The sequence below is a fragment of the Haloferax sp. Atlit-6N genome (assembly GCF_003383195.1).
GTDB classification, from domain to species: Archaea; Halobacteriota; Halobacteria; order Halobacteriales; family Haloferacaceae; genus Haloferax; species Haloferax gibbonsii.
Window position 1 is genome coordinate 123,804 of record NZ_QEQJ01000003.1, and the last position, 25,853, is coordinate 149,656.

General features: G+C 65.0%; 21 protein-coding genes. 5 read left to right on the plus strand and 16 right to left on the minus strand.

The features are described from left to right. The 3 genes from xacH to DEQ92_RS12900 all read right to left on the minus strand — a co-directional run bounded on the left by xacH (position 1) and on the right by DEQ92_RS12900 (position 3,382). Positions 1–954: a xylose/arabinose ABC transporter permease XacH gene (gene xacH / locus DEQ92_RS12890; RefSeq protein WP_004972184.1), complete on the minus strand. Its 954-nt coding sequence runs from the start codon at positions 952–954 to the stop codon at positions 1–3. A 55-nt stretch (positions 955–1,009) separates the two neighbouring features. Beyond that, positions 1,010–2,320, minus strand: coding sequence for an ABC transporter substrate-binding protein (locus DEQ92_RS12895; RefSeq protein ID WP_193363449.1), 1,311 nt, complete (start codon positions 2,318–2,320; stop codon positions 1,010–1,012). A gap of 297 nt (positions 2,321–2,617) precedes the next feature. Continuing rightward, positions 2,618–3,382, minus strand: a complete 765-nt coding sequence (locus DEQ92_RS12900; RefSeq protein WP_004972189.1) for an L-arabinose 1-dehydrogenase — start codon at positions 3,380–3,382, stop codon at positions 2,618–2,620. A gap of 100 nt (positions 3,383–3,482) precedes the next feature. Here DEQ92_RS12900 and DEQ92_RS12905 point away from each other — a divergent pair, with 100 nt between their 5' ends. Then, a complete protein-coding gene (locus tag DEQ92_RS12905) occupies positions 3,483–4,244 on the plus strand; it encodes an SDR family oxidoreductase (protein ID WP_169330630.1) in 762 nt (253 codons plus the stop codon). 77 nt (positions 4,245–4,321) lie between these two features. Next, positions 4,322–5,176, plus strand: coding sequence for a pentonolactonase XacC (gene xacC / locus DEQ92_RS12910; protein ID WP_049904914.1), 855 nt, complete (start codon positions 4,322–4,324; stop codon positions 5,174–5,176). A 27-nt stretch (positions 5,177–5,203) separates the two neighbouring features. Here the strand turns inward: xacC and DEQ92_RS12915 are convergent, their stop codons facing one another. The 4 genes from DEQ92_RS12915 to DEQ92_RS12930 form a co-directional block, all read right to left on the minus strand. Further along, positions 5,204–6,181, minus strand: coding sequence for a D-xylose 1-dehydrogenase (locus DEQ92_RS12915; RefSeq protein WP_115820919.1), 978 nt, complete (start codon positions 6,179–6,181; stop codon positions 5,204–5,206). Between the two features lie 60 nt (positions 6,182–6,241). Then, on the minus strand, positions 6,242–7,360 hold the full coding sequence (gene gfo6, locus DEQ92_RS12920; protein WP_115820920.1) for a D-xylose 1-dehydrogenase Gfo6: 1,119 nt from the start codon (positions 7,358–7,360) through the stop codon (positions 6,242–6,244). Then, entirely contained in the window at positions 7,357–8,226 is an 870-nt protein-coding gene (locus DEQ92_RS12925; RefSeq protein WP_115820921.1) for a fumarylacetoacetate hydrolase family protein, read from the minus strand. The genes gfo6 and DEQ92_RS12925 overlap by 4 nt, the downstream gene beginning before the upstream one ends. A 739-nt stretch (positions 8,227–8,965) precedes the next feature. Continuing rightward, positions 8,966–9,739, minus strand: coding sequence for an SDR family NAD(P)-dependent oxidoreductase (locus DEQ92_RS12930; RefSeq protein ID WP_004972217.1), 774 nt, complete (start codon positions 9,737–9,739; stop codon positions 8,966–8,968). A gap of 98 nt (positions 9,740–9,837) precedes the next feature. Here DEQ92_RS12930 and DEQ92_RS12935 point away from each other — a divergent pair, with 98 nt between their 5' ends. Continuing rightward, on the plus strand, positions 9,838–10,878 hold the full coding sequence (locus DEQ92_RS12935) for a zinc-binding dehydrogenase (RefSeq protein ID WP_004972220.1): 1,041 nt from the start codon (positions 9,838–9,840) through the stop codon (positions 10,876–10,878). A gap of 386 nt (positions 10,879–11,264) precedes the next feature. Here DEQ92_RS12935 and DEQ92_RS12940 read toward each other — a convergent pair whose 3' ends face one another. From DEQ92_RS12940 to DEQ92_RS12965, 6 genes are all read right to left on the minus strand, one after another. Continuing rightward, a complete protein-coding gene (locus tag DEQ92_RS12940) occupies positions 11,265–13,379 on the minus strand; it encodes an ABC transporter ATP-binding protein (RefSeq protein WP_004972222.1) in 2,115 nt (704 codons plus the stop codon). After that, positions 13,376–14,296, minus strand: a complete 921-nt coding sequence (locus tag DEQ92_RS12945) for an ABC transporter permease (protein ID WP_004972224.1) — start codon at positions 14,294–14,296, stop codon at positions 13,376–13,378. The genes DEQ92_RS12940 and DEQ92_RS12945 overlap by 4 nt, the downstream gene beginning before the upstream one ends. Further along, a complete protein-coding gene (locus DEQ92_RS12950) occupies positions 14,293–15,288 on the minus strand; it encodes an ABC transporter permease (protein ID WP_004972227.1) in 996 nt (331 codons plus the stop codon). The genes DEQ92_RS12945 and DEQ92_RS12950 overlap by 4 nt, the downstream gene beginning before the upstream one ends. A 51-nt stretch (positions 15,289–15,339) precedes the next feature. After that, positions 15,340–17,205 (minus strand): ABC transporter substrate-binding protein, encoded by a 1,866-nt coding sequence (locus DEQ92_RS12955; protein WP_004972229.1) that lies wholly within the window; start codon positions 17,203–17,205, stop codon positions 15,340–15,342. A gap of 183 nt (positions 17,206–17,388) precedes the next feature. Beyond that, a complete protein-coding gene (locus DEQ92_RS12960) occupies positions 17,389–18,042 on the minus strand; it encodes a helix-turn-helix domain-containing protein (RefSeq protein WP_004972231.1) in 654 nt (217 codons plus the stop codon). A gap of 145 nt (positions 18,043–18,187) precedes the next feature. Then, positions 18,188–19,558, minus strand: coding sequence for an SLC13 family permease (locus DEQ92_RS12965; protein ID WP_004972233.1), 1,371 nt, complete (start codon positions 19,556–19,558; stop codon positions 18,188–18,190). Positions 19,559–19,820: 262 nt separating this feature from the next. Here DEQ92_RS12965 and DEQ92_RS12970 point away from each other — a divergent pair, with 262 nt between their 5' ends. Next, a complete protein-coding gene (locus DEQ92_RS12970) occupies positions 19,821–20,684 on the plus strand; it encodes a ParA family protein (RefSeq protein ID WP_115820922.1) in 864 nt (287 codons plus the stop codon). Then, positions 20,681–21,091, plus strand: coding sequence for a hypothetical protein (locus DEQ92_RS12975; protein ID WP_115820923.1), 411 nt, complete (start codon positions 20,681–20,683; stop codon positions 21,089–21,091). Before DEQ92_RS12970 ends, DEQ92_RS12975 begins: the two co-directional genes overlap by 4 nt. Positions 21,092–21,243: 152 nt before the next feature. Here the strand turns inward: DEQ92_RS12975 and DEQ92_RS12980 are convergent, their stop codons facing one another. The 3 genes from DEQ92_RS12980 to DEQ92_RS12985 all read right to left on the minus strand — a co-directional run bounded on the left by DEQ92_RS12980 (position 21,244) and on the right by DEQ92_RS12985 (position 25,848). Further along, on the minus strand, positions 21,244–23,760 hold the full coding sequence (locus tag DEQ92_RS12980; RefSeq protein ID WP_004972239.1) for an FAD-dependent oxidoreductase: 2,517 nt from the start codon (positions 23,758–23,760) through the stop codon (positions 21,244–21,246). A 140-nt stretch (positions 23,761–23,900) separates the two neighbouring features. Further along, on the minus strand, positions 23,901–24,059 hold the full coding sequence (locus DEQ92_RS23890; protein ID WP_199522912.1) for a hypothetical protein: 159 nt from the start codon (positions 24,057–24,059) through the stop codon (positions 23,901–23,903). A gap of 34 nt (positions 24,060–24,093) precedes the next feature. Beyond that, on the minus strand, positions 24,094–25,848 hold the full coding sequence (locus DEQ92_RS12985; protein ID WP_004972245.1) for a BCCT family transporter: 1,755 nt from the start codon (positions 25,846–25,848) through the stop codon (positions 24,094–24,096). Between the last annotated feature and the right edge of the window lie 5 nt (positions 25,849–25,853).

The following is a 25,853-nucleotide window of genomic DNA, read 5'->3' on the forward strand; positions in this document are numbered from 1 at the left end:
TCAGAGACTCCCCTGTTTGTACTGGTAGTAGAGGTACGGTCCGATGACGCCGAGCGCCATGATGAGGAGCATGGTCGCGATGGCGGCCGAGTAGGCCCACTCACCGAACTTGAACGCGCGGCGCACCATGAGCGTCGCCAGGATGTCCGTCCCGTTCGGCGGGCGGTAGCGGCCGACGAGAGCGTACAGGAAGGTGAAGGCCTTCAGCGCGAACACCATCAGCACGACGGCCGCGCTGACGGACGCTTCCTTCAGTTGCGGGACGATGATGCGGAGGTAGGTCCGAGTGATGCTCGCGCCGTCGACGCGGGCCGCCTCGAACTGGTCGTCGGGAATCGACTGGAGCCCCGCGAGGTAGACGACCATCGTGTACCCGCTGAACTGCCAGATGAGGGCGAATATCACCGCGCCGAGCGCGATTGATGGGTTCCCCAGCCAGTCCACGGGATTGAACCCGAGGGTCGTCACGACGAGGTTGAGGATGCCGCTTTCGACGTTGAACATCCATAGCCACAGTTGCGCGGTGACGACGAACGAGAGGCTCATCGGGAGGAGATAGACCGTCTGGAACTTCTCCGAAAAGCGGATGCCGTGGTCCAACAGGATTGCGAGGAACAGTCCGAGTACCAGACAGATAGTCGTGAAGCCTACCAGGAGGACCAAGTTGTTCTGTGCGGCGGCGATGAACGCATCGCTCGACAGCGCCTGGGCGTACATCTCCAGGTCGAGAACGGAGTAATCGGGGGTCCCGAGGCCCTCGTAGTCCGTAAACGAGATGGCGAAGTTGTAGCCGATGCCGCCGTAGACGGCGATGCTCATGAGGACGAACGGGATTCCCCAGTACGGCGCGGAGCGAACGAAGTCGCTGTTGAGGAAATACTGGAGCTTCGACTCCCACCCGACCGCCTCGTCGGTCGCGTCGGAGACGTGCTCCGTGTTGTCGTGTGTGGCCATGGATATACCTATTATTTTATTTGTGAGTGATAAAGGTGTAGTTTCGACCGAAGCCCTACTCGGAGACCGCTTCGATGAGCGCGTCGGCGGTGGCTTCGACCTTGAACGGCCCCATGAAGTTGTCGCCGAAGGCGGTCTTACACGCGCCCATCGTCTTGGGCGTGACTGCGAGCCCGTGGGCGATGGTCGGCGGGTAGGCCTCCGAATCGGTGAGGTCCTCGTACGTCATCGCGAGGAAGTCGGTCAGTTCGCTCGGGTCGATGTCGGTGCGGAGCGGAACCGACCCCTTGGGGTTGTTGAAGGCGATCTGGGCCTTCTTCGAGCCGACGAACTTCTGCCACGCGACGGTCTCCTCGCGGCTCGGGTTGTTGCTCGGCGCGACGATGGAGTCGACGTGGTAGAAGTAGATACCTTCAGTGCCCGGGAACGGTATCCAGTCCCACTGCTCTTTGTAGTTGAAGCTGTCGTCGGCGCGGAACATGCCGTACACCCAGTTCCCCTGGTGGATGGTGGCCGCCTTCCCCGAGATGACCTTCTGGCCCGCCGTCGTGAAGCTGATGGACGAGGCGTCGGCGGTGATGTAGTTCTCGTTGATGGTCTTCAGCGCCTCGAGCGCCTCCACGACGGCCGCCCTGTCGGGGTTGCCCTCGATGAAGTTCATGTACGCCTCGACGCCGCTTTGGCTCGTCAGAATCTGCGCCCAGAGCTGGAGGTTCGTCCACGGCGCGACCATCGCCTGCGCCATCGGCGTCACGTCCGTGTTCTGGTCGATGGTTTCGAGCGCGTCGAGGAGCGCGTCGACGCTGTCGAGGCTCGAGGCGTCGATGCCGGCCTCCTCGAAGACGGCGGTGTTGTAGAACAGGTTGTTCATCCGGTGAGACCCGATTGGGACCGCCGGCATCTTGTCGTTGAACTTACACAGTTCCACCGCGCGGGACTGCATGGTGTCTTTGAACCCCTCGGCGTCCCACACGTCGGCTTCGAGGTCCATCAGTGCGCCCGAGTACCGTTCGAGGTTCTTCCCCGGCCAGTTGGCGAACGAACTCATCGGGTTGTTGTTCGCGAGCCGTCGGAGAATCGTCGCGTTGAGGTTCACGTTCGCGCTCGCGCCGACCGCCTGGAAGTTCGTATCCATCTCGGGATGCTCTTCCTCGAAGGCTTCAATGAGCGCGGTGACCGCCGCCTCGCCGTCGCCGCCGGCCCAGCCGTGAAGGACTTCGAGTTCCGAGTCCCACGTGCTGCCCGAGTTGTCCCCGCCGGTCTCGGTGTCTCCGCCGGAGCCGTCGGAACCGCTCCCGCTCTCGGTGGCCTCGGTCTCGGAGCCGCCACCCCCGGTACATCCAGCGAGGCCGGCGGCGGCACCCACGGACAGGGCCTTCAGGTACTTTCGGCGGTTCACACTTTCATCGCTACAGCCATGCTCAGCCATGTTGTACCCATGTTATCTTCCCTCATATATAGGTTGTGAATGACTGTTGATGATATAAAAACGGAGGGGTTGAATAAGCTCGTCTCGAAAATATTTCTCATCTCATCCTTTCGAATAATAGTTCGGAACCGCGTTCGACGGGTGAACCAACCGGCGAGCGGGGACGGGCGTCGTCAGCCGCGGCGCGCCTCGCGGCGGGTCGACACCTCACTCACAGTTCGCTTCGGTCCGCGCTCACTCCACGACAGTCGCCGAGTTGTCCCGCGGGCGGTAGCCGATGGCGCGCATCGTCTCCGTGAGCGAGAGGTACCGGTCGTCGTTCGCGGAGACGAGGTTGACCGCGAGCGGCGAGTCCGGGAGGGGAGCCTCGACGGCCCGGCGCATCCCCTGTGCGCAGTCGTCGGGGCTGAGCCACATCGCGCGGACGTAGCGCGCGACGTCTTCTTCCTCGTCCATCTTCTCGCGGACCTCCTCGGCCGTCAGGAGCCACCCGATGCGGAGGTTGAGCACTTCCAGTCCGTGTCGGTCCGCGTAGTAGTTGCCCAGCGCCTCGCCGAACACCTTGCTCACGCCGTAGTACGAGTCGGGACGCGCCGGGTCCGACACGCCGACCGCCTCGGCGTCGGCGGCCAGGGTCTCCGGTCGGGTCGGGTCGGCGATGTTGTACATCTGGTGGACGTGGTTGGTGCTGGCGAAGACGAGTCGGTCGACGTCGGCCGCCAGCGCCGCCTCGTAGACGTTGTACGTGCCGCCGATATTGACCTCGTAGACGCTGTCCCACGCCGCGTCGGGGTTCGGGTTGGCCGCGAGGTGAACGACGATGTCGTGGCCCTCGAACGCCTCGGTCAGCGCGTCTTCGTCGCGCACGTCGAGAATGACGCTATCGAGTCCCTCGCGTTCTCGGTGCGTGATGGGCGTCACGTCGTGGTCCGAGTCCAGCGTCTCGACCGTGACTCTTCCGACGTTGCCAGCCGCTCCGGTAACCGCAATACGTGCCATACGATGACAATCGACGGAAGTCTAATAAACGTGTTCCAAGCGCCCGTCGCCGGATTGCCACGGGGAAAACACGTATGCGACAGGGTCACAATCACGGAGTATGGTCGACCGACCAACCGCTTTGGAAGACCCGCTCGACGGGCGGACGGCGCTCGTCACGGGAGCGAGTTCGGGAATCGGCGCGGCGACGGCGCGCGTGCTCGCCGAAGACGGCGCGGACGTGTGTCTCGCCGCCCGCAGAGTCGAGCGACTGGAATCGCTCGCGGACGAGATTCGCGCGGCGACGGACGCCGCCGTGAGCGTCGTGCCGACCGACGTGACCGACCCCGACGCGGTCCGGGCGCTCGTCGACGCGACCGTCGAGCGGTTCGGCTCGCTCGACATCGTCGTCTGCAACGCCGGCCTCGGCGTCGACAAGCCCGTCGCGGAACTCACCGACGAGGAGTACCGGCTGATGACCGGCGTCAACGTCGACGGGATGTTCTTCACGGCGAGAGAGGCGATTCCGCACCTCGTGGAGTCGGAGGGCAATATCGTCTTCCTCGGGAGCATGTCCGGGAACCACCCGCGACCCCACAACCCGGTGTACGCCGCGACGAAGTGGTGGGTCCGCGGGTTCGCGTCGAGCCTGCAGGGGTCCATCGGCGAGGAGAACGTCGGCGTGACCTGCGTCAACCCGACCGAGGTCAGGACCGAGTTCGGCTCCGAGAGCGGCGAGACGCAGGCGGAGTCGTTCGACGAGGGCGAGGTGACGGAGGCGATAGAGGTCGCCGACGCCATCGCCTACGCGGTCCGCCAGCGGTCGCCGAACACGGTGCTCTCGCTCGACCTCTACCGGCGAGACAAGATTTCGCACTTCTGAAGGCGACGACGGGAGTGGCGGCGACCCCCGCGAACTCGGGGGAAGCGTATTTTGCGGTCGGTTGCGAACGAACGGCCATGACTGTCACACGAGTGGTCGACACGTCGTGCCGCCTCGGCGAGGGGCCGGTCTGGCACCCCGACGAAAAGCGGCTGTACTGGGTGGACATCGAAGCCGGGCGGCTCCACCGCTACGACCCCGAGACGGGAGCGCACGACTGTCCCGTCGAAACGTCGGTTCTCGCCGGCGTGACGATGCAGCGCGACGGGTCGCTGTTGGCGTTCATGGACCGCGGTCGCGTCGGCCGCGTCGTCGACGGCGAACTCACGGGGGCGACGGAAATCGTCGACTCGCCGACCCGGTTCAACGACGTTATCGCCGACCCCGCGGGGCGGGTGTTCTGCGGGACGATGCCCGCGGAGTCCGGGGACGGGCGGCTGTTCCGCCTCGACACCGACGGGACGGTGACGACGGTCGAGACCGGCGTCGGAATCCCGAACGGGATGGGCTTCACCCGCGACCGCGAGCGGTTCTACTTCACGGAGACCGAGGCGCACACCATCTATCGGTACGACTACGACGAGGAGACGGGAGCCGTCTCGGACCGCGAGCGGTTCGTCGAATCGCCGGAGACGCCCGGACTGCCGGACGGTATGACGGTCGATTCGGCGGGCAACATCTGGTCCGCCCGCTGGGAGGGGGGCTGCGTGGTCAAGTACGACGGCGACGGAACCGAACTCGAACGGTTCGACGTGCCGACGGAGAAAGTGACGAGCGTCGCGTTCGGCGGGTCCGACCTCGATGCGCTCTACGTGACGACCGCCGGCGGCGACCCGGACGGCAGAGCAGACGACGCGGCCGGGGCGCTGTTCCGCCTCGACGTGGAAGCGTCCGGTCGCCCCGAGTTCCGCTCTGACGTTCGACTTGACTGAGCCGAAGCGGACTGAGGCCGCGGGCGGTCAGTTCAGGTCGACCGCGCGCCCGGTGTCGGCGCTCTCGTAAACCGCGTCGATGGTCCGCATGAGGTCGACGGACTCCTCGCGGTCGATTCGCGGCGTCTCGCCGGTCTCGACGGCGCGGGCGAACGCCTCGACCTCGCGTCGGTAGTTATCTATCGGGTCGAACGTCTCCGTGACGACGCGGCCGTCGGTCGCGTAGGTGAGTTCGGCGGACGCCGTCGGCTCGATGTTGAACGCGGTCTTCGCCTCCAGCCAGCCGTCGGTGGTCTGGACGCGGTAGTACTGCGTCTCGGGCGTGTCGAACGACGATTCGACGCTGGCGGTCGCGCCGGAGTCGTACTCCAAGACGCCCGACATCCGCGTGTCGACGCCGCAGTCGCGCGTGTCGGTCGTGGTGGCGTACACCCGGTCGGGCGTCCCGAGGAAGAGCCGCGCCGCGCTGATGGCGTAACAGCCGACGTCCATGACGCTCCCGCCCGCGAGTTCGGGTTCGATGCGGATGTTCTCCGCCCCGTCGGGCAGCCGGAACGAGAAGTTCGACGTGACCGAGACGACCTCGCCGAGTTCCGACGCGACGAGTTCGGCGGCCCGCTCGGTCCGCGGGTGGAAGCGGTACATGAACCCCTCCATCAGCGTGACGCCCGCGTCCTCGCAGTAGTCGAAGACCGCGGCCGTCTCGTCGGCGCTGGCGGTCAGCGGCTTCTCGCAGAGGACGTGCAGACCGTGGTCGGCGGCCGCTCGAACCCAGTCGGCGTGGAGGCTGTTGGGAAGCGGGATGTAGACCGCGTCGAGGGAGTCGTCGGCCAACAGCGCCTCGTAACTGCCGTACGCGGTGGGAATGCCGACCTCGTCAGCGACCGCGCTCGCCTGCGTCTCGTCGCGGGACGCGATGGCCGCCGCCGCGTGGTCGCTCGCCTGAATCGCCGGAATCACCGATTCGATGCCGATACCTGCGGTGCCGAGGATACCAAACTGCATGCGGGGAGGTGCGGCGACCCCGATAATAAAACTCCGGGCGAAAACGCGTCGAATCGGGACTTACGCCTCGTCGGAGGCGGAGTCGACGTCGGTGTCGACCGGGACGTCGGTGCCGCGCTCCGCCGCGGCGTAAATCGCATCCATCGCGCGCATGTCCACGAGCGCGTGGTCGCCGTCGGGCTCGGGGTCGGTCTCCGTCAGGAGGCGGGACGCGAAGTAGTCGAACTCCTCGGTCATCTGGTTCACCTGCTCGAAGTCGTAGTCGGCGGACTGGTCCCCCCACGACAGCCGGAAGCCGCGTTTCTGGCGGTTGTAGAACGCGGGCTCGATTTCGAGTTCCCCCTCGGTGCCGGTCACCCGGAGGTGGCTCGACTGGTAGGCCGACTGGCTGGCGGTGCAGACCGCGAGCGTGCCGTCGTCGAAGTCGACGCCGAAACTGACGTGTTCGTCGCCGACGGCCTCGAACGCCTCGTCGTCGACTCGGGCGCGCGCCCTGACGCGGACGGGGTCGGCGTCGAGGACGAACCGGGCGGTGTTCAGCGGGTAGAGCCCGATGTCCATGACGGTCGCGCCGCCGGAGAGGTCGGGGTCGAGCCGCCACTGGTCCGGGTTGGGAACGACCTCGTCGAGCAGGCGCTGGGACATGTGGCCGTGGACGAACACCGGATCGCCGATGACGCCGGCTTCGACGAGTTCGCGGGCGCGTCGGACGGCCGGTTCGGTCTGCATCCGATAGGCGACCATCAGGGGCACGTCGGCGCGGTCGCAGGCGGCGACGAGCTTCTCGGCCCGCTCGACCGACGCTTCGAGCGGTTTCTCGCAGAGGACCGCCTTCCCCAACTCGGCGGCGGTCTCGACGTACGGGAGATGTAGCCCGTTCGGCGTGACGACGTACACCGCGTCGTAGGCGTCGGCCGCGACGCCCTCGTGGAACTCGTCGTAGGTGAGCCCGTGGGTTATCGACTCGGCCAACTCCCTCGCGCCCTCGGCTTTCTCCTTCGAGCTACTGACGACGACCGTCGTCTCGCAGAACTCGGACTCCTCGACCGCGGGAATCGCCTCGTCGCGGGTCCACCAGCCGAGACCGATCATGGCGAGCCTGACGGTGCCCGTCACGTCCTCGCCCTGCCAATCGCGGCGCGTGAACTCTTCGAGGCTGTCGGTGGGTGTGGGGTTCATACGGTGGTGACGCCGTTCGAGAGGGTGCCGATATCTTCGACGGTGATGTCGACGCGGTCGCCTTCTTGGAGGTCGAACGGCTGTTCGGGGACGAGCGAGGTACCCGTGAGGATGACCGCAAGTTCGGGGACCGTGTTGTGCCGCGTGAAGTACGACACGAGTTCCTCGCAACTGCGGACCATCTCGCTGGTGTTCGTGGCGTCGTCGTAGATGACTTCCCCGTCGCGCTCGATGGTCATGCTCATCTCCAACTCGTGGGGGTCGTCGATGTCGTCGGGCGTGACCACGCACGGGCCGAGCGAACAACAGCGGTCGTAGACTTTCGCCTGCGGCAGGTACAGTGGGTTTTCGCCTTCAATCGACCGACTGCTCACATCGTTGCCAACAGTATACCCGACGATTTCGCCGCGCCGGAGGACGATACCGAGTTCGGGTTCGGGAACGTCCCACTCGGAGTCGTCTCTGACGCCGATGGCGTCGCCCGGTTCGACCGTCCGAGACGGTGTAGCCTTGAAGAAAATCTCCGGCCGGTCGGCATCGTACACGTCGTAGTACATGTCCGGCATGGAACTCTCTTCTTCGCGCGCCTGCTCGCTGATCTGGTAGGTGACGCCCGCCGCCCAGACTTCTTCGGCGTCAACTGGGACGGTCGTGTGCTGGTCGACGAACTCTTGGTCGATCACGTCGGCGTTTTCGGAGAGTTCGGCGGCAAGTCGGTCGATTGGGATTCGGGCGATACCGGCCACCCGAGCCAAATCCCCGAACGTCCGGAGATCCTCGTCGGCGCTCGTGAGGTCGTACGTCGTGGAGTCGCGAGTTGCCGTGAGACAGCGCTCTCCCGACACCTCAAGCTGGTGGTACTGCATTCAGTATCCCCATTACCATCTATTGTTATAAAAGTACGTCCCGACGTGGACACCAACTGGCGGCGAACGGCGCGGAATCGCGGGACGAGAGCGAGTTCGAGAGGAGGTCGTATCCGAGCGACGAGGAGCCGACCGCCGAACGGCGGCCGCGACGTGGCCGCCAAGGGCTCGGAACCGTCGTGCTGGCATCCGACAGTGTTGTTCTCATAGTCAGAACACGGGCACAGAGAGACGGAACGTTCGACGTTCGTGATTTCGGCCGTTTCGGACGTGTTCTCACGGTCTGCCGCCTCCCCGAAGAGACACGTCTACCAGAGACAGGAGAGATAGTCCGTCTTTGCGTGCGTATCGTTGACATTCAGCGTATCTTCGCCCCGGGGGCGGCCGAATCAACAAGTTCTCTATCACAGAACGATGGGTCGTCGATATCGACCGGGAATGTTCACAACGCAAGCGCTTGACGCTGGACGGTCGCGGCCCAAATTACACAGGTACGCTTGTAATGCAGAAGGGCGGAGGCGGGCGAAAGCGACCGGATTGGGCGAGCACCGAGGAGAGTCATGATGCGAGACCGAGCGTGATTCCGCGCCGTAGACTGCGTTCTCCATTACAGAACACCTATCGAGTCGCCCTTCGGAACCGGCGGTGACCGCGCGTCGACGGCAGTACGGGTGTTCGAGAGAACCCTCTCGGCCGGCGACGGGATGACGACGTGCGGAAGAAGATACGGAGGGTCGCGTCAGAAGGCGCTGTCGGCGAACCCGCCGTCGACGGTGACGACCTCACCGGTCACGAACGAAGACGCGTCGCTCGCGAGGTAGACCGCCGCGCCGACGATTTCCTCTCGCTCCGCGACTCGACCGAGCGGCGTTCGCTCGTCGATTCGCGTGCGTTTTTCGGTCCCTTCGGCGTAGGTGTCGGCGTTCTGTGGCGTGATGACGAACCCCGGCGCGATGGCGTTGACGCGTATCTCGGGCGCGAGTTCCTTCGCCGACGCGCGGGTGAACGCCTCGACGCCGCCCTTCGCCGCCGAGTATGCGGGGAGGTTCGCCATCGAGAGCCGCGCGGCCAGAGAGGAGATGTTGATAATCGACCCGCCGTCGGCGACGGCCGGGGCCATCGCCTGCGTGACGCGGCGGACGCCCCCGAGCGCGATGTCGGTGACGTGGTCCCAGGCGTCGTCGTCGATGTCGCGGACCGAGTCGCGGGAGATCGCGCCCTGCGAGGCGACGACCACGTCGATACCGCCGAACTCCTCGACGGCGCGCTCGCGGACGCGTTCGAGCGAGGCCGGGTCGGTCACGTCGCACGTCTCCCGAACCGCGTTCGCGCCCAACTCCTCGATGGCGTCGGCCGTCTCGTCGACCGCCGACTGGCGTCGGCTGGTTGCGAGTACGTCCGCCCCCTCGCTGGCGAATCCGAGAGCGATTGCCTGTCCGATGCCGCTTGTCCCGCCGACGACGACAGCGCGCTTGTCACTGACGGAGACTGGCGTGTGCTCGTATGCGACCATGGTTCCAGTCCGCACGGTGCCGACATGATAGTTGCGGAACGCGCGATGGGAGTGCCGCATGCAATACGTTTTTACGGACCCGTGCCACATGTGCTCTCATGCGAGGACTTGCCAAAGTGGAGCGTAGCTCCGGCGCTATGGAGTTCGTCGAGCGACAGAAACCGGAACCGGGCGCCGGAGAGGTGCTCGTGGAGGTCGACTACGCCGGCCTCTGCGGAAGCGACGCGGGCATCTACGAGTTCGAATCCGCCTTCGAGCGGATGGAGCTCCCGACCGTCATCGGCCACGAGTACGCCGGGCGCGTGGTCGAAGTCGGCGACGGCGTGACCGAGTTCGGCGTCGGCGACCGCGTGGTCGAACGGCCGATTCGGGGCTGCGGCGAGTGCTATCAGTGTCGCATCGGCGAGGAGAACGTCTGCCAGGACGCGGTCATCACCGGCGTCGACCACGACGGCGCTTACGAGCGGTTCATCGCCGTCCCGGAACGCGCCCTCCATCCGATTCCGGACGACGTGGAACAGCGGCACGCCGCGGTCGCGGAGCCGACGAGCATCGCCGCGCGCGCCGTCATCGAGAACTCTCGCGTCGGCGCGGGCGACCGCGTGCTGGTCGAAGGACCCGGCCCGATCGGTCTGCTCACGGCCCAAGTCGCGGCCGCACAGGGCGGCACCGTCGTCGTCTCCGGCGTGGGACAGGACGCCGACTATCGGCTCCCGCTCGCGGAGGAACTCGGCTTCGAGACCGTCAACGTCGCCGACGACGACACCGAGGCGCGCCGCGAGCGACACACCGACGGCGTCGGCTACGACGTGGTGTTCGACACGACCGGCCACCCCTCGGGGCTCACGACGGCCGTCGAAGAGGTCCGCAAGGGCGGCCAAATCGTCCTCGTCGGTCAGACCGGCGAGACCTCGATGCCCTACTCCCCGCTCGTCCGGGCCGAAATCGACCTGCAGTGCTCGTACGCCTCGATGTACGAGGACTTCGAGCGCTCCTTCCGCCTGATTCGCGACGGCGACGTGGACTGCGAGACGTTCGTCGACACCCGGTTTTCGCTGCTCGAAGCCGACGAGGCCTTCGAGACGTTCATCGAGGGCGGGACGTGCAAGCCGGTGTTCGATATCTCGGAGTTGGCGTAAGGAGAGTGTCGGTCGATAGCAGTTCAAACTAGAGATAGAAGTTCAAACATACTACAATATTATATTCGGTCGGAGGCGGCAATTCAACCACTAAGGCACGCCCATAGCATATAGTTCGCGTTTTTAACCGGCCTGAATAGATAATCAATACATTCTTTCTAAATTTCTTGGATAAGTGACCCATGATTGGATTTTAGAATTTGTATTGCAGGTCTTTTTCGGGAGTATGCGCCCAATGATTTGAAAACTGTTCAAATATTTTCTTCGGTAGAATTTTCTATTTTAGACAATTCTGTCGCGCCGGGTCGAACCCCAGGCCCGAGTCGGGACGCGGCGCTACCGAGCGGTCGCCAAAGAGACGAAGCGAGAGGAACCGAAGGAGGGCGTCAGTCGCTCGCCGAATCGCCACTAGCCGGCGACGAGAACTCGGGGTTCCCGTATGCGGAGCCGGAGCGGTCGTCGGCGGGGTCGTCGGCGGGGATCTCCCCGTCCGGGAAGTAGCAAGCGGCGCGGTGTTCGCCGTCACGAACGGTGTCGAGACCCGGTTCATTCTCGCGACACGCGTCTTCGGCCTTCGGGCACCGCGGGGCGAAGACGCAGCCCGACGGGAGGTCGACCGGGTTCGGTGGCTCGCCGTCGAGCAGAACGCGGTCGCGGTCGACCGTCGGGTCCTTCTCGGGAGCGGCCGCGAGGAGCGAGGTGGTGTACGGGTGTTTCGGCTCGGCCGCGATGGACTCGACGTCCCCCTCCTCGATGACCCGACCGAGGTACATAATCGCCAGTCGGTCCGACACCTGCACCAGACTGGCGAGGTCGTGGGAGATGTAGACGATGCCGATGTCCTCGGTGTCCGCGAGTTCACGCAGGAGGTTCAGCAGGTTCACCTTCAGCGACACGTCGAGCATCGACGCCGGCTCGTCGCAGATGAGGAAGTCGGGGTCGAGGACGAGCGCCTTGGCCACCGCGACGCGCTGACGTTGGCCCCCCGATAGCTGGTGCGGGTACTGGTCGAGGAACTTCCGCGCGGGCGTGAGCCCGACTTTCTCCAGCGTCTCGATGATGGCCCGTTCGCGCTCGTCGGTCCGGTAGTCGTGGATGGTGAGCGGTTCGCCGACCAACTGCCGAACCGTCTGTCTCGGGTTGAGCGAGTCGAAGGGGTCCTGGAATATTATCTGAACCTTCCGGCGGAACTCGCGCATGTTCCCGTCCACGTAGTGCTCGTAGGGCTCGCCGTCGAAGACGAACTCGCCGCCGGTCGGCTGTTTCAGGAGCGCGATGGTCTCGCCGAGCGTCGACTTCCCACAGCCGGACTCGCCGGCGATGCCGAGGATTTCGGACCGCCGGACGCGCAGGGAGACGCCGTCGACGGCGCGGACGTAGTTCGGGTCGTTCCCCCTGAGTTGCTCCAAGAGCGACTGGCTCTGCTCGTAGTACTTCTCGAGACCGTCGGTTTCGAGGAGCACCTCGCCGCGGTCCGATTCGTCGTGGCTGTCGGGGATGCCCCACGTCTCCGGGTCGGTGGCGTCGCGCCGCATCTGGGCGGCTTTGGTGACGTGGTGACACGCCGAGCGGTGGTTTCGGTTCGGCAGGTCGACGAGGTCCGGATGGGACGCCTCGCACTCCTCGGTCGCGAAGGGACACCGGTCCTTGAAGACGCACGCGCCGGGTGCCTCGCTCAGGTTCGGCGGCGACCCCGGAATCGAGACGGGGTCCTGGTCGCCCTCTTCTATCTCCGGGAAGGAGTTCTTCAACCCCATCGTGTACGGGTTCGTGGGGTTCACGAGGACGTTGTCGACGCTTCCCTGTTCCATGGCCTTCCCGCCGTAGAGTATCGAAAGCTCGTCGCACGTCTCGGCGATGACGCCGATTTCGTGGGTGATGAGCAGCAACGAGCTGTCCATCCGGTCCTGTATCTCCAGAATCTTGTCGATAATCTTGTCCTGAACGATGACGTCGAGCCCCGTGGTCGGCTCGTCGGCGATGATGAGGTCCGGTTCGAGCGCGAGCGCCATGGCGATGGTCACGCGCTGGCGCATCCCCCCGGAGAACTCGTGGGGGTAGTCGTCGATTCGGTCGGGGTCGAGTCCGACGATTTCGAACAGCTCTCGGACCCGCGAACGCGCCTTGTCGTCGGTGACGTTCCGGTGGGTCTGAATCGCCTGCCGAATCTGCGCGCCGGTGGACATCACCGGGTCGAGCGAGTCCATCGCGCTCTGGGGGATGTAGGCGATGTCCTCCCAGAGCACGTCGCGACGCTCGCGCTCGCTGAGGCCGGTCAGGTCCCGGCCCTGGAATTCGATGCTGCCGGATTCGACGGAGCCGTTGCTGGGGAGGAGACCGAGAACCGCCTCGGCGAGCGTCGATTTCCCCGAGCCGGATTCGCCGGCGAGGCCGTAGTTGACGCCCTCGTCGATGCTGAACGACACGTCGTTGACGGCGTGGACGGTTCCGCTGTCGGTCGAGTACGTGACCGTGAGGTCTGTGATATCGAGGAGGCTCATTGTTCGGTCTGAATCTCCGGGTTGATGACTTCTTCGTAGGCGCGGCCGATGAGGAACACCGAGGTGGTGATGGCCGCGATGCCGAGTGCGGGCGGGAGCACCCACCACCAAGCGACGCGCATGTTGCCCGATTCGAACACCTGTCGGAGCATCCGGCCCCAACTCGTGACGGTCGGGTCGCCGAATCCAAGGAACGCCAGGCTGGCCTGCGCGGCGATGGCCCACGCGATGCCGTAGGCCGTGTAGAGAAAGCCGATGGGGAGCACGTTCGGCGCGACGTGGTAGAGCATCGTCCGCAAGTCGCTCGCGCCGCTGGCGCGCGCCGACTTCACGAAGGTGCGCTCTCTGACGGAGAGGACCTCGGAGCGGACGACGCGGGCGGGCATCTTCCAGAGGAACGCGACGATGATACCCGTCATGAGCCAGACGCTCGGCGTCACGAACGTCAGGAGTAACAGCGCCATCGGCGTGAACGGCAGCGAGAACGTGAGGTCCGTGATACGCATGAGAACCTCGTCGACCCAGCCGCCGTAGTACCCGCTGACGAGTCCCACGAGAAAGCCGAGCGCACCGGTCCCGATGCCGCCGAACAGTCCGACGATGAACGTCGGTTGCGCGCCGGCGAGGAACTGGCTCAGTACGTCTTTGCCGTAGGCGGTCGTCCCGAACGGAGCCGCGCCGGTCGGTTCGGACAGCCGCAGCATCGAGCCGGCGTCGTCGCGGACGGTGTGCTCGATGGGGTCGTGCGGGGCGAGCGCGGGGCCGAGGAGACCGAGGAAGACGAACGCCGCGACGATGAGGACGCCGGCGAACGCGAGGCGGTCGCGTCGCAGGAACGTGAACTGGTCGCGGAGCGTCTCCGCGACCCCCTCGACGCGCTTTTTCAGTTCGGCTTCGGGCTTCGTCTCGGTGCTCACGCGGCACCACCTCCGCTGGTCGAGACGGTCGGGTCGAAGTAGGCGTACAGCACGTCGGCGACGAGGTTCGCCACGATGACCGCGAGCGCCATGATGAACACGGCGGCCTGCACCAGCGGGTAGTCCTGCTGTTGGATGGCGAGCACGAGTTCGCGGCCGATGCCGGGCCAGCCGAAGACGACTTCGAGCAGGATGAGTCCCTGGAATATCATCCCGAGACGCAGCGCGAAGTAGGTCAGAATCGGCAGCATGGAGTTCCGGCCCGCGCGTGCGAGCTGCTGCATCTCCGAGAGCCCCTTCGCGCGGTGGAGCTTGAGGAACTCAGAGCCCCGCTTTTCGACGACGCCGTTGCGCGCCAACAGCAGGAAGTCGCCGCTGTAGTACAGCACCGACACGGTAAACGGCAGGATGTAGTGGTGCAGGAAGTCGAGCGAGGCGAACGTCTCGACGTAGCCCTCCGGCGAGGCGCTGATAGAGCGCATCCCGAAAGCTGGCACCAGTTCGAGGTTGTACGCGAAGACGATGACGAACAGGATGCCCGTGATGAACACCGGCGTCGACCGGAGGAAGGTCGTGGTGATGATGCTGAGCTTCTCCAGTTTGCTTCCGCGGTTCCAGCCGACGTACATCCCGAGGAGGGAACTCAGGACCGCCGTCGTCACTAACGCGGGGACGAGCAGGATGAGCGTGTTGACGAGCCGCGGGGCCAGTACCCCCCAGACGGGCTGGCTCCGCAGGATGGAGTAGCCGAACTGGAACAGCAGGATGCTCTGGAGGTAGCTGAGGTACTGCCGCCACATCGGCTGGTCGAGGCCGTACATCGCTCTAATCTCGGTGATTTGCTGCTGGCTCAGGTTGCCCGCGGTGACGAGAGATTCGAACGGACTCCCCGGAAGCAGCCGCAGGACGACGAAGATGACCGAGACGGCCACGAGGGTGAGCACGATGGAGATGGCGAGCCGCTTTGCGAGAAACCGCTGGAACTCGCTCATGGCCGGACCCCCCAACGCCACGAGTGGATAGTGTTCGACATGCGTGTCACCTCACGAGAAGTCCGCCTGTCCGAGTTCGTCGCGGCGCTTGTGCATGTTCCCGGGCTGGATGCGCTCGACGAAGGCGGCCCACGCGTCCCCGTTGGGGAACCGGAGGTTGCCGTCGCCATCCCGCGTGTAGCCGGCCTGTTCGAGGAGCGATTTCGCCCCGTCGATGTCGAACTCGTAGTGGGTCGTGTCCGACGTGTGCCACGGCGTGAGGTCCGAAATCGGGTTCTCCCCGCTCGGAACGGTCGCGCGGTCCTGCAGCACGTCGGCGGCGAAGCCCTCGGTGTCGACCGACTTGGCGAGGGCGACGCGGAACTCCTTGTCGCGGACGAGCGGACAGGAGAACATCAGCTTCGTGTCGAGCGGCGCGAAGTTGCCCGAGGTCATCTTTTCGACGCCGGCGGTGCTCGCGGCGCGGTCGGCCTGCGAGTTCGAGAGCGTCGTGCCGATGGCGTCGATTTCGCCGCCCTGCAGCGAGCCGATCATGGAGTCGATGTTGCCGACGTTTATCCAGATGACGCGGTCGACGCCCTCGCCGGTCGTGGCCTGGTCGCCGAGCACGTCTGCCCGCCAGTCGTCGTCGAACATCCAGTGGCCCTCGTTTTTCGAGACCTCGAAGCGGGTTCCCTGCTCCCAGTTCTCGTACGTGAACGGCCCCGTGCCAACGGGCGACTCGGGGTTGTGCTGGGACGGGTTCTCCACGTCCTCCCACTTGTGCTTGGGGATGATGACGCTGCGAACGACGCGCTGGGTCATGAACGCCGCGTCGGGGCCCTTCAGATTGAACCGAACCTCGTGGTCGCCGAGCACCTCGACCGACTCGACCGGCTCGTAGAACGGCGTCTGACTGGTCGAGGAGTGTTCCTTGTACAGTTCGACGGTGAACTTCACGTCCTCCGCGGTGAACGGCTCGCCGTCGTGCCACTCGACGCCCTCGCGAAGAGTGAGTTCGACGGTGGTGTCGTCGACGAACCCGCCGCCGGTCGCCAGCGCGGGGACGACTTCGAGGTCCGGCGTGGCGTCGAAGAGGCCGTCGTAAATGAACGTCAGCCGCTTCGCCTCCGCGCCGCCGGCGGCCCACGGGAGGTTCAGCGAGTTCATCGAGGTGGTCACGCCCTTGATGTAGGTCCGGTCGTCGGTCTGGGGTTGCAGGTTCACCTCCGACCAGACGAACGAGTCCTTCGTCGGCCCGTTGCCCGGCGTCTGGACGTAGCCGCTCCAGCGCTCCGTGTTGACCGCGGTGATGATATCGGGGAACAGCGTGATGAGCGCGCCCACGTCCTCGCTGAAGATGCGCTGCGCCTCGGCGACGAGCTCCTCGCGCTCGGTGCGGTCGGTCGTCTGACTCTGTTCCGTCAGCACCTCCTGCAGGTCGGGGTGGTAGTAGTTGTCGTAGTTCGAGAGGCTCGTCTCGCTCCGCCGCATCAAAAGCGGGTTCGGGTCCAGCCCGCGTTGCGGGTCCGGACCGTGGGTGCTCATCGAGATGATCGCTTCGAGCCCCTTCGTGTCCCAACTCTGGGCGTACAGTTGGTTCAGCGGTCGGTCGTTGAGTTGCGTCCCGACGCCGAGGGCGTCAAGCCCGCGCTGGACCATGAGCGCGTGTTCCCGCATCCACGGGTCGTCCTCGCTCGAAAATTCGACCGGGACGGGGTCCAACACCGCGCCGGCGGTCGCGCTGTAGTCGAGCGGCGGTTCGTCGGCGTCGATGGTCTCCCACTCGCGCCAGTACTTCGTCTCGACCGTCTCCGGGGTTCCGGACGGGACCTCGGGGGTGAGACTCGACCCGCCGTCGCTCCCGCCGCTTCCGTCGCCGCCACCGGTACACCCGGCGAGTCCGGTCACGCCGAGGGCGGTCGCAGTCGCCGCCACGTAGTCGCGTCGCGTAAGGCCAGTTCCACGTTCGACACCCGAACTATCACGATTTTTCTCCGACATTGCGACCGCTTGTTATGGAGTATCTTCCATGGTGCTGTTCCCGATACGGCCCGATATCTATCGTTCTTTATATACTCGGTCGGCAGGATGCGGCAATATTCTCCAACAAGCAGTGAGCTACTCCTGTCGCGGACCGTAGATGAGTTCGAGCAGATTTCGCTCCGCGGTCCGGAGTCGTTCGCTCAGCGTGGACTGCGCGATACCCAGTTCCTCGGCGAGTTCGGTCTCAGAGGTCTCCCGCGGAATGTGGAAGTAGCCGTGGTTGAATGCCGTCTCCAGAACCGCGAGTTGGTCGTCGGTCAGCTTGGAGATTAACACCTCCTTTAATCGGCCGCTGTCGAGCGGTTCACCCGGGGCTTCGTCCTGCGTGACGGAGCGGAGTTCGAACTCCCCGAGCGTCTCCTGAATCTCGTCGGCGAGTTCCCTGAAGTGGTCCCAGTCCTGGGCGGTGGCGACGACCTCGAAGACGCCGTCTTGGAGGACGATGCGGTTCGGAATCGTCTCCTGTCTGAGAACCAGTCCGAGGATGAACGGGTACGACTCGTTGGCGAGAATCGTCACTCGACGTATCTGCACGTCGGTCGAGGCGGTCGGAATCTCCTCGTCGTAGAAGACGGTCACGCCCGAGATGTCGGCGAGGAGGGACTCCACGTCGAAGGGGCCGTTCGAGGCGATAGTGAGCGACTCGATCCACGTCCCGTCCTCGACGTAAAACGCGTTGTCCAACTCGATGCTCCGGGCGTCTCGCAGGCGGCGATCTATCTTCGACATGACGCCGGTCGGAGCCGTCGTAAACTCAACACGTAAGATGCGAACTCACCCGTACCGGGCAGATACCGTTCACCTACAAATAGACCGGTGGTTACCGCAACGGGCGATGATACCGGCCCGAGTTCGCGACGCCCTCGTCAACGTTTCAGGCGACGAGCGGCCAGTAGAAGAGCCACGAGAGGGTCACGACGACGAGCGACAGGCCCATCGTCACGAACCCGAACAGCGTCACGTCCCGGTTCGTCAGCGGTCCGCGGTCTAGCGAGACGAGGACGGCGGTCGTGTTGAACGGGAGAATCGTGGTCGACCCCACCACGAGCAGGACCGCGAGTCCGAGATAGAGTTGCGTCACGCCGAACGTCTCCGCGAATCGCAGCACGATGGGGAGAATCACCACGATGGCGGCCGACCCGGTCGAAAACAGCACGCGAACGACGACCGCGAACCCGAGGAGCAGCCCGACGAGTTGCCAGTGGCTGAACGCCTCGAACGGGACGAACCGCGCGAGGAGGTCGACGACGAGCGCGATGGTTTGGGTCGCTTCCAGGGCGTCCAGAATCGACAGCGTCGCGCCGATGAGAAAGAGGACGCCCCAACTGAGTTGCTTGACGTCGTCGGCGTCGATAACGTCGACTCCCGGAAGCGCGAGGACTGTGACCGCGACGACCGCCGGGAGAATCTCGGGGAGTCCGACGAACGAACCGACGACCCACGCGAGGACGGTACCGGCCATCACCGCCGCGACGAGTCCCTGTTCGCGGGTCAACTCGCCGTCGGGGGGCGCGTCCGCAATCCCCGGCTCGCCGGGGTCGACAGTCGAGTCGGCATCGACGGCGTTGAAGAGACCGGCGGCCGCGGCGGCGAGCGCGTAGAGAACCACTGTCGGCGGAATCATCAAGACGGCCCACTCGACCCACGAGAGCGGTCGGACGCTCGTCGCGAGGATGCCCGAGGTGACCAGCGCCATCCCGCCGCCGGTCATGAGCGCCATCGACGCGATGGGATTGATGTGACCCAAGAGGAGGAACGTCGCCCGTTCGAACCCGCTTCGCGCCGGGAGGTCGAACTCCTCGGTCACCTCCTCGACGATGGGGATGAACGCGACCGCACGGGCCATCGCGGACGGCATGAACAGCGCCAGCACGAGGACGTTTCGCGCGATGGAACGAAACGCCCCGCGAGGGGTGCTGTCCGGGGACAGCAGTCGGCTCGCTAACCGGGTATCCAACCCCACCGACCGGACCGCGTTGCCGAGGAGTAACAGCACGAGGAGGAAGTACACGAGCGAGGAGGTGAAGCCGCTCACCGCGGCCTCGAAGGAGTCCACGACGCCGAGGGCGTACAACAGGGAGACGCAGGCCAGACTCGAAATCACGTACGGAACCGGTTTCGTCAACCAAAGCAGGAGCGCGACGACGAAAACCGAGAGCGCGTACTGCGACCGGACCGGAAGGACGGAGACTGGGTGGAGCCCGACGACTGCGAGGAGCAAGGCGGCGGCGACCGCGAGCGTCACCGTCTGCGGCGAGAGTTCGGGGGCGCGTAGCCCTCGGCCGGGCAACCAATCTGTCACGAATTTATCTGCACACAACGGGCCCAAATAGCTACTGCCGGCGACAATTCGGGCCGCCAGTCGAAGGAGAGAGCGCGAATCGAGTTGACACGACCCGAATAGAAACTATTAGAATTACTTGGATTATTTGAACTTCTCAAAGAGTCGGAGTAACCATAATTATTTCAACTGTGCCGAGAATCTCGCTATCACGGATATCCCCATCATGTCACGTGCAGTCAGCGTCTGTCTCCTCAAAGGCGGTATCGGAAAGTCGACGACCTCCATCAACCTCGCCCGCGAGCTCGCACACCGGGGCAGCGACGTGCTGCTCGTCGACCTCGACCCGAACGGACACACCACGACGGGCCTCGGGTTCGGCGAGGAGTTCTACTCGGAAGCGCACCTCGGCGACGTGCTCCTCGACGACGCCGAGTTGGAGCCGCGGGAGCTCATCCTGGAGACCGGGTTCGAAATCGACCTCCTCCCGTCGAACGACCGCATCGAACAGGTCGAGTCGGACCTCGGCGGCGTGATGATGGGGTCGGCGCGGCTCAAACAGCGCGTCATCGACCCGCTTCTCGGCGACGACTACGACTACGTCGTCGTGGACTGCCCCGCGGCGCGCGGGAAACTCAACGACAACGCGCTGTACGCCACGCAGAACCTCGTCCTGCCGATGCGCCCCGAGTCGGGCGCGCTCTCGGGGCTCGAAAAGACGGTCAAGCGGCTTATCACGCCCGCGCGGGAGCACTTCGACCTCGAAATCCTCGCCGTCGTACCGACCGACCTCCGGGACCGAATCGACCACGACCGCCCGACGAGACGGCTCGTGGAGGCGCTCGTCTCGAAGCCGAACATCGCGTCGAAGCTCCCGAACTTCGCGTACACCGACCCGGAGGTGTTCGAGGCCATCGACGACGGCGAGTGGAACGACGACCTGCCGAAGCCGGGGATTCGGCACCGCTCGGCCATCGACGCGTCGATTCGCGAGCACATGCCGCTGCGGGATTACGACAGCACCTGCGACCAGTTGGCGTGCTACGACGAACTCGCGCAAATCGTCGAAGAAGGCGAGGTGGCCCGATGAGCGAAGACCCCTTCGGCGACCTCGACGCCGCGATGGGAGGCGGGGAGTCCGCGTCGGAACCCGAATCAGAACCGGAGCCCGAGGGCACTGACGCCACCGACGCGGCCGAATCCGAACCGGAGCCAGAACCGGAACCGCTCGACGAAATCGACCCCCGAGAGCGCCCCGCGTTCGAGTTCGACGAGACCGTTCACAAGGCGCTCTACGTGCTCGAATCGGTCGCCGACGAGTTCGACGACATCATCACCTACGACGTGGAGCGCGAACTGACCCGCGACCACGGGCTCAAGGGCGTCACGAAGAGCGAACTCCACAACGCCGCGCTCGACGTGGCCACCGAACACCCCGAAGAAATCGTCGAGCGCGTCCTCGAACAGCGCGGCGTCGACGACGAGAACTCTGAATAATTCGGATAATCCGACTCTGCTGAACTCCGTAGAGCCGGACGGGATTTCGCGAGACGGACAGCGAGTGAAGTCAGCAACGGAGACGACCCTACCGAGTGGGTAGGAAGCGGGATGTGGGAGACCGGAGGCGGTGACGCACCGGCAATCGTCCCTCACCGGATTAGCTTGTCGCGGTCGGGGTCGAAGAGCGGCCCTGACCGGACCGTTGCGGGGTAGGCGTCACCTTCGTACCGGATTTCGACTTCCTGTCCCGCGCTGGCGTACTGTTCGGGGAGGTAGGCGTACGCGATGCCGGCGTCGATAGTGTAGCCGTAATCCGCCCGACAGCAGTAACCGACGACGTCGCCGTCGGCGAACACCGGATGGCCCGCGTCGACGACGGCGCCCTCCTCGTCGAGGGTTATCGGGACGATTCGGTCGCTCGGCGTGCTGTCGTCTGCGTTGTCTTCGACGAGCGCCGCCTTCCCGACGAAGTCCGTGTCGAGGTCGACAGCGAAGCCGATTCCGGCCTCGTAGGGCGTGTGTTCGGGCGTGAGGTCCGTCCCCCAGAGACGGTACCCCTTCTCCATGCTCGTCGAGTCGAGCGCGGCCCAGCCGACGGGAGCGATGTCGTGCTCCTCGCCGGCCTCCCGAATCGCGTCCCAGAGCTGGCACCCGTACTCGGTCGGGGCGTAAATCTCCCAACCGAGTTCGCCGGCGTACGAGAGTCGAAGCATCGTCACGGGGATGCTCCCGAGGTAGGTCTCCTGTGCGGAGTAGAACGGGAATTCGTCGTTCGAGAGGTCGGCCTCGACGAGGTCCGAAAGCACCTTCCGGGAGTCGGGGCCGAAGACGCCGATGCCGGTCCGACTGGAGACGTGCGCGGTCACGTCGACGGAGCCGTCGTCGGGCGCGTGCTCTGTGACCCACCGCGAGTGGAGCGTCGCCGAGCTTCCGCCCCCGGTGAACAGCACGAACCGTTCGTCTCCGAGGCGAGCGACCGTCAGGTCGGCGAGCACGCCGCCGTCTTCGTTGAGCATCGCGGAGTAGCGCATCCGGCCCGGCGTGACGTCCACGTCGTTCGTCAGGAGACCCTGCAGGAACTCCAACGCACCCGGTCCCGTCACTTCGATGGGGGTGAACGTCGTCATATCGACCATGCCGACCTTCTCGCGGAGGTGCTGGTGCTCCGCGCCGTGGACCTTCGACCAGTTCTGCGAGAGCCAGTCCGGCCGGTCGGGAACGTCGTACGTTTCGAGGAGCGTCTCGTTGGACTCGTACCACTGTGGGACCTCCCAGCCGTCGCTGTCGTAGAACTCCGCGCCGAGGTCGGCCTGCCGGTCGTAAAACGGGCTCCGGCGGAGGGAACGCTGTCCGCTCGGTTGCTCACGCGGGTGGATGAGCTGGTACACCTCCCGGTACTGTTGTGCTCCGCGGCCGTAGGTGTACTCTCGGCTGCCCGTGTGAGACTGGAACCGGGAGACGTGCGCTCCGGAGGCGTTGACTCGGGAGCCGTCGAGCCGCGGCGTCCCGTCCTCCATCCAACTGGCGACGATGTCGCCCGCGCCGCCGGACTGCGTGACCCAGACGGCGAGCGCCCACCAGAGTCCCTCGGTGTCCTCGTCCGGCCCGAGGATGGGCATGCCGTCGGGCGTGAACGAGAACATGCCGTTGATGGCGGAGGTCCACTCGCAGTCCTCGAAGCCGGGAACGAGTTCGCTGGCGGCGTCGAACGCCGAGCGGTCGTGGTCCGGGTGGGTGTTCTCGTAGAAGTGCTCCTCCGTAAACTCGCGGAGAGACGGATATTCGAGTCCGAGGTCGTCGAGCTTGTCGGGACCGTAGATGTCCGCCGGGTCGACGAGGAGCGACTCGTGGTTGTACGAGCCGATACCGTAGCGCTCGCCGTGCTGGCGGTAGTACAGCGAGTGGTCCTGGTGCCGAAGCAGCGGCTGTTCGATTTCGCGCGACGCGCCATCGAGTTCGTCCAGTTCGTCGGAGACGAGATACTGGTGCGCGCAGGGCACGAGCGGGATGTCCGTGCCGACCATCTCGCCGAACAACGGCCCCCAGATGTTCGTGGCGACGAGCACCTCGTCGGCCTCGATTCGACCGTGTTCGGTATCGACCGCATCGATACTGCCGCCAGAGATGTCGATGTCCGTGACCTCGGTGTGGCCGTAGAACTCGACGCCTACCTCGCGTGCCTGCTCCGCCATCGACTCGGCGGCGCTAACGGCGTCCGCCTTTCCGTCCGACGGGACGTAGTACCCGCCGTAGATAACGTCGGAGTTTATCTGCGGGACGCGCGCTTCGACCTCCTCGGGCGTGAGAAGTTCGCCCTCGTCGATGCCGTAGGACTGCCCCCACTCGCGCTTGCGTTTGAGGAAGTCCCAGCGCGCCTCGGTGTAGGCGACTTCGATGCCACCGCACGTCCGGAAGTCGCCGAACCCGTCGTAGAGGTCGCGCGTGTACGACGCCATCTCTGTCATCAGCTTGTTCCCGGCCGTCTGGAACACGAGTCCGGGCGCGTGAGACGTCGAGCCCCCGGTCTCGAACAGCGGTCCCCGGTCGAGGACGACGACGTCGTCGCGACCCGACTCGGCGAGGTGATACGCCGCGCTACAGCCGACACAGCCGGCCCCGACGACGACCGTTCCGGCGCGTTCGGGAAACGTAGACCATGTGCTCATATACCAAACAGTAGTGACTCCGGCCTTCGGATGTCTCTCCGGGTCCACTATCTGAGGTGTATAAGTTCCGGGGGAGAGGAGAACCGGGTCTGGCCACGGACGAGCGTCAGTTGCCAACGAGTATTTCTCGCCGACGAGCGTCACTCGCCGACGAGGTACTTCTCTCTGAGGTAGATAACGAGGCTGGCGCTCAGGAACGCGAGACCCGCGACCTGTAGCTCACCGACAGTCATCGCGAACAGCGCGACGACGAAAAGGAAGACCGCGAACGCCGCCGAAACGACAGCGAGCGCGTTCATCGATAGCGTAGAGTCATCGATTCGGTGCTTCCGTTCAGTCGTCCGTCGTCCCGGATTTCTCTCGGATGTCGGTCACGACCGACGTCCGAGACCGACCGACGTCGATGTCGATGTCTTCGTCGCCCAGGTTCTCTATCCGCTCGGCGAACTCCTCGGACTGCAGGAGTTCGTACTCCTTGTCGAGGCCGAGATAGACCGTGTAGCACGTGACGACGAGGACGATAGCGAACGGGAATCCCGTCGCGATAGCCGCCGTCTGGAGCGCGTCGAGCCCGCCGCCGTAGAGGAGAAGCGACGCGACGACGCCCTCCGTGACCGCCCAGAAGATACGCTGCGTCCGCGGAACGTTGTGTTTGCCGCCCGACGTGAGATGGTCGACGACGAGCGACCCCGAGTCCGAGGAGGTCACGAAGAACGTCACTACGAGCGTCACCGCGAGCAGTCCCGAGACGGCGCTGAAGGGGAACTGTTCGAGTAGCGCGAACATCGCGACGGTCTGTCCGGCCTCGCCATAGGTCGCGAGGACGACGCCGTTGCCCTGAAGCGAGTTGAACAGGGCGCTCCCGCCGAACGCCGAGAGCCAAACCGTCGAGAACAGCGACGGCAGGACGAACACGCCGAAGACGAACTCGCGGACCGTCCGTCCCTTCGAGATGCGCGCGACGAACATGCCGACGAACGGCGACCACGCAATCCACCACGCCCAGTAGAACACCGTCCAACCGTTGACGGTGGACGCACCGCCGCCGAGCGTGCCGGTGAAGAACGCCAACGAGAGGAAGTCGCTGAAGTAGTTTCCGAGCCCCTGCACCCACGCGCCGAAGATACTCATCGTCGGACCGGCGACGAGCACGAACGCCAGCAAGACGAACATCAAGAAGACGTTCAGCGTGCTCAGGCGTCGTATGCCGCCTTCGAGGCCGGCCGCGACGGACGCGGTGGCGATGAGGGTAATCGCGGCGATGAGCGCAATCTGCATCCCGGTGTTGTTCGGAACGCTCAGGATGCCGAGCATGCTCTCGCCGAGGATGTACGATAGACCCGTGTTTATCTGTGCGACGCCGAGGCCGAGCGACGTGGCGAGGCCGAACAGCGTCGCGAACACCGACACGAGGTCGATGAGATGGCCCGGCCAGCCGTAGATTCGCTCGCCGAGGAGCGGCCAGAAAATCGACCGGAAGGTGAGCGGCAGCCCCCGATTGAACGAGAAGAACGCGAGCCCTAGTCCGACGAGGCCGTAGATGGCCCACGGGTGGAACCCCCAATGGAAGAACGTCTGGGTCATCGCGGCGATGCCCGCGCCACCGGACCCGGCTTCGGCGTCGAAGAAGCCGGGGACGTTGGTGAAGTAGTACAGCGGCTCCGAGACGCTGTAGAACATGAGTCCGATACCCATGCCCGCGCTGAACAGCATCGCCATCCACGAGAAGTCGCTGAATTCCTTTTCGGCCTCGACGCCGCCGAGGGTTATCTCGCCGTACTTGCTCAGCGCGAAGTACGCCAAGACGACGATAAAGAGATTGACCGACAGGAGGAAGAACCACCCGAAGTTACCCTCGAAGAAACCCCTGACGCCCGAGTAGACGCTCGCCGCCTGCTCGCCGAGGACGAGCGTCACGGCGACGAAGGCGCCGATTATCAAGAGCGCGGCCGGGAAGACGACGGGGTGGATGTCGAGCCCCCAGCGTTGGATGTTCCCATCGCCGGGTTCGCGCTCGGTCTCCGGGTAGAACAGGTCCGCCTGTAGTTCGCTCGTAGACCGGTCGGCCGAGTCGTTGCTATTCGGCATTCGAT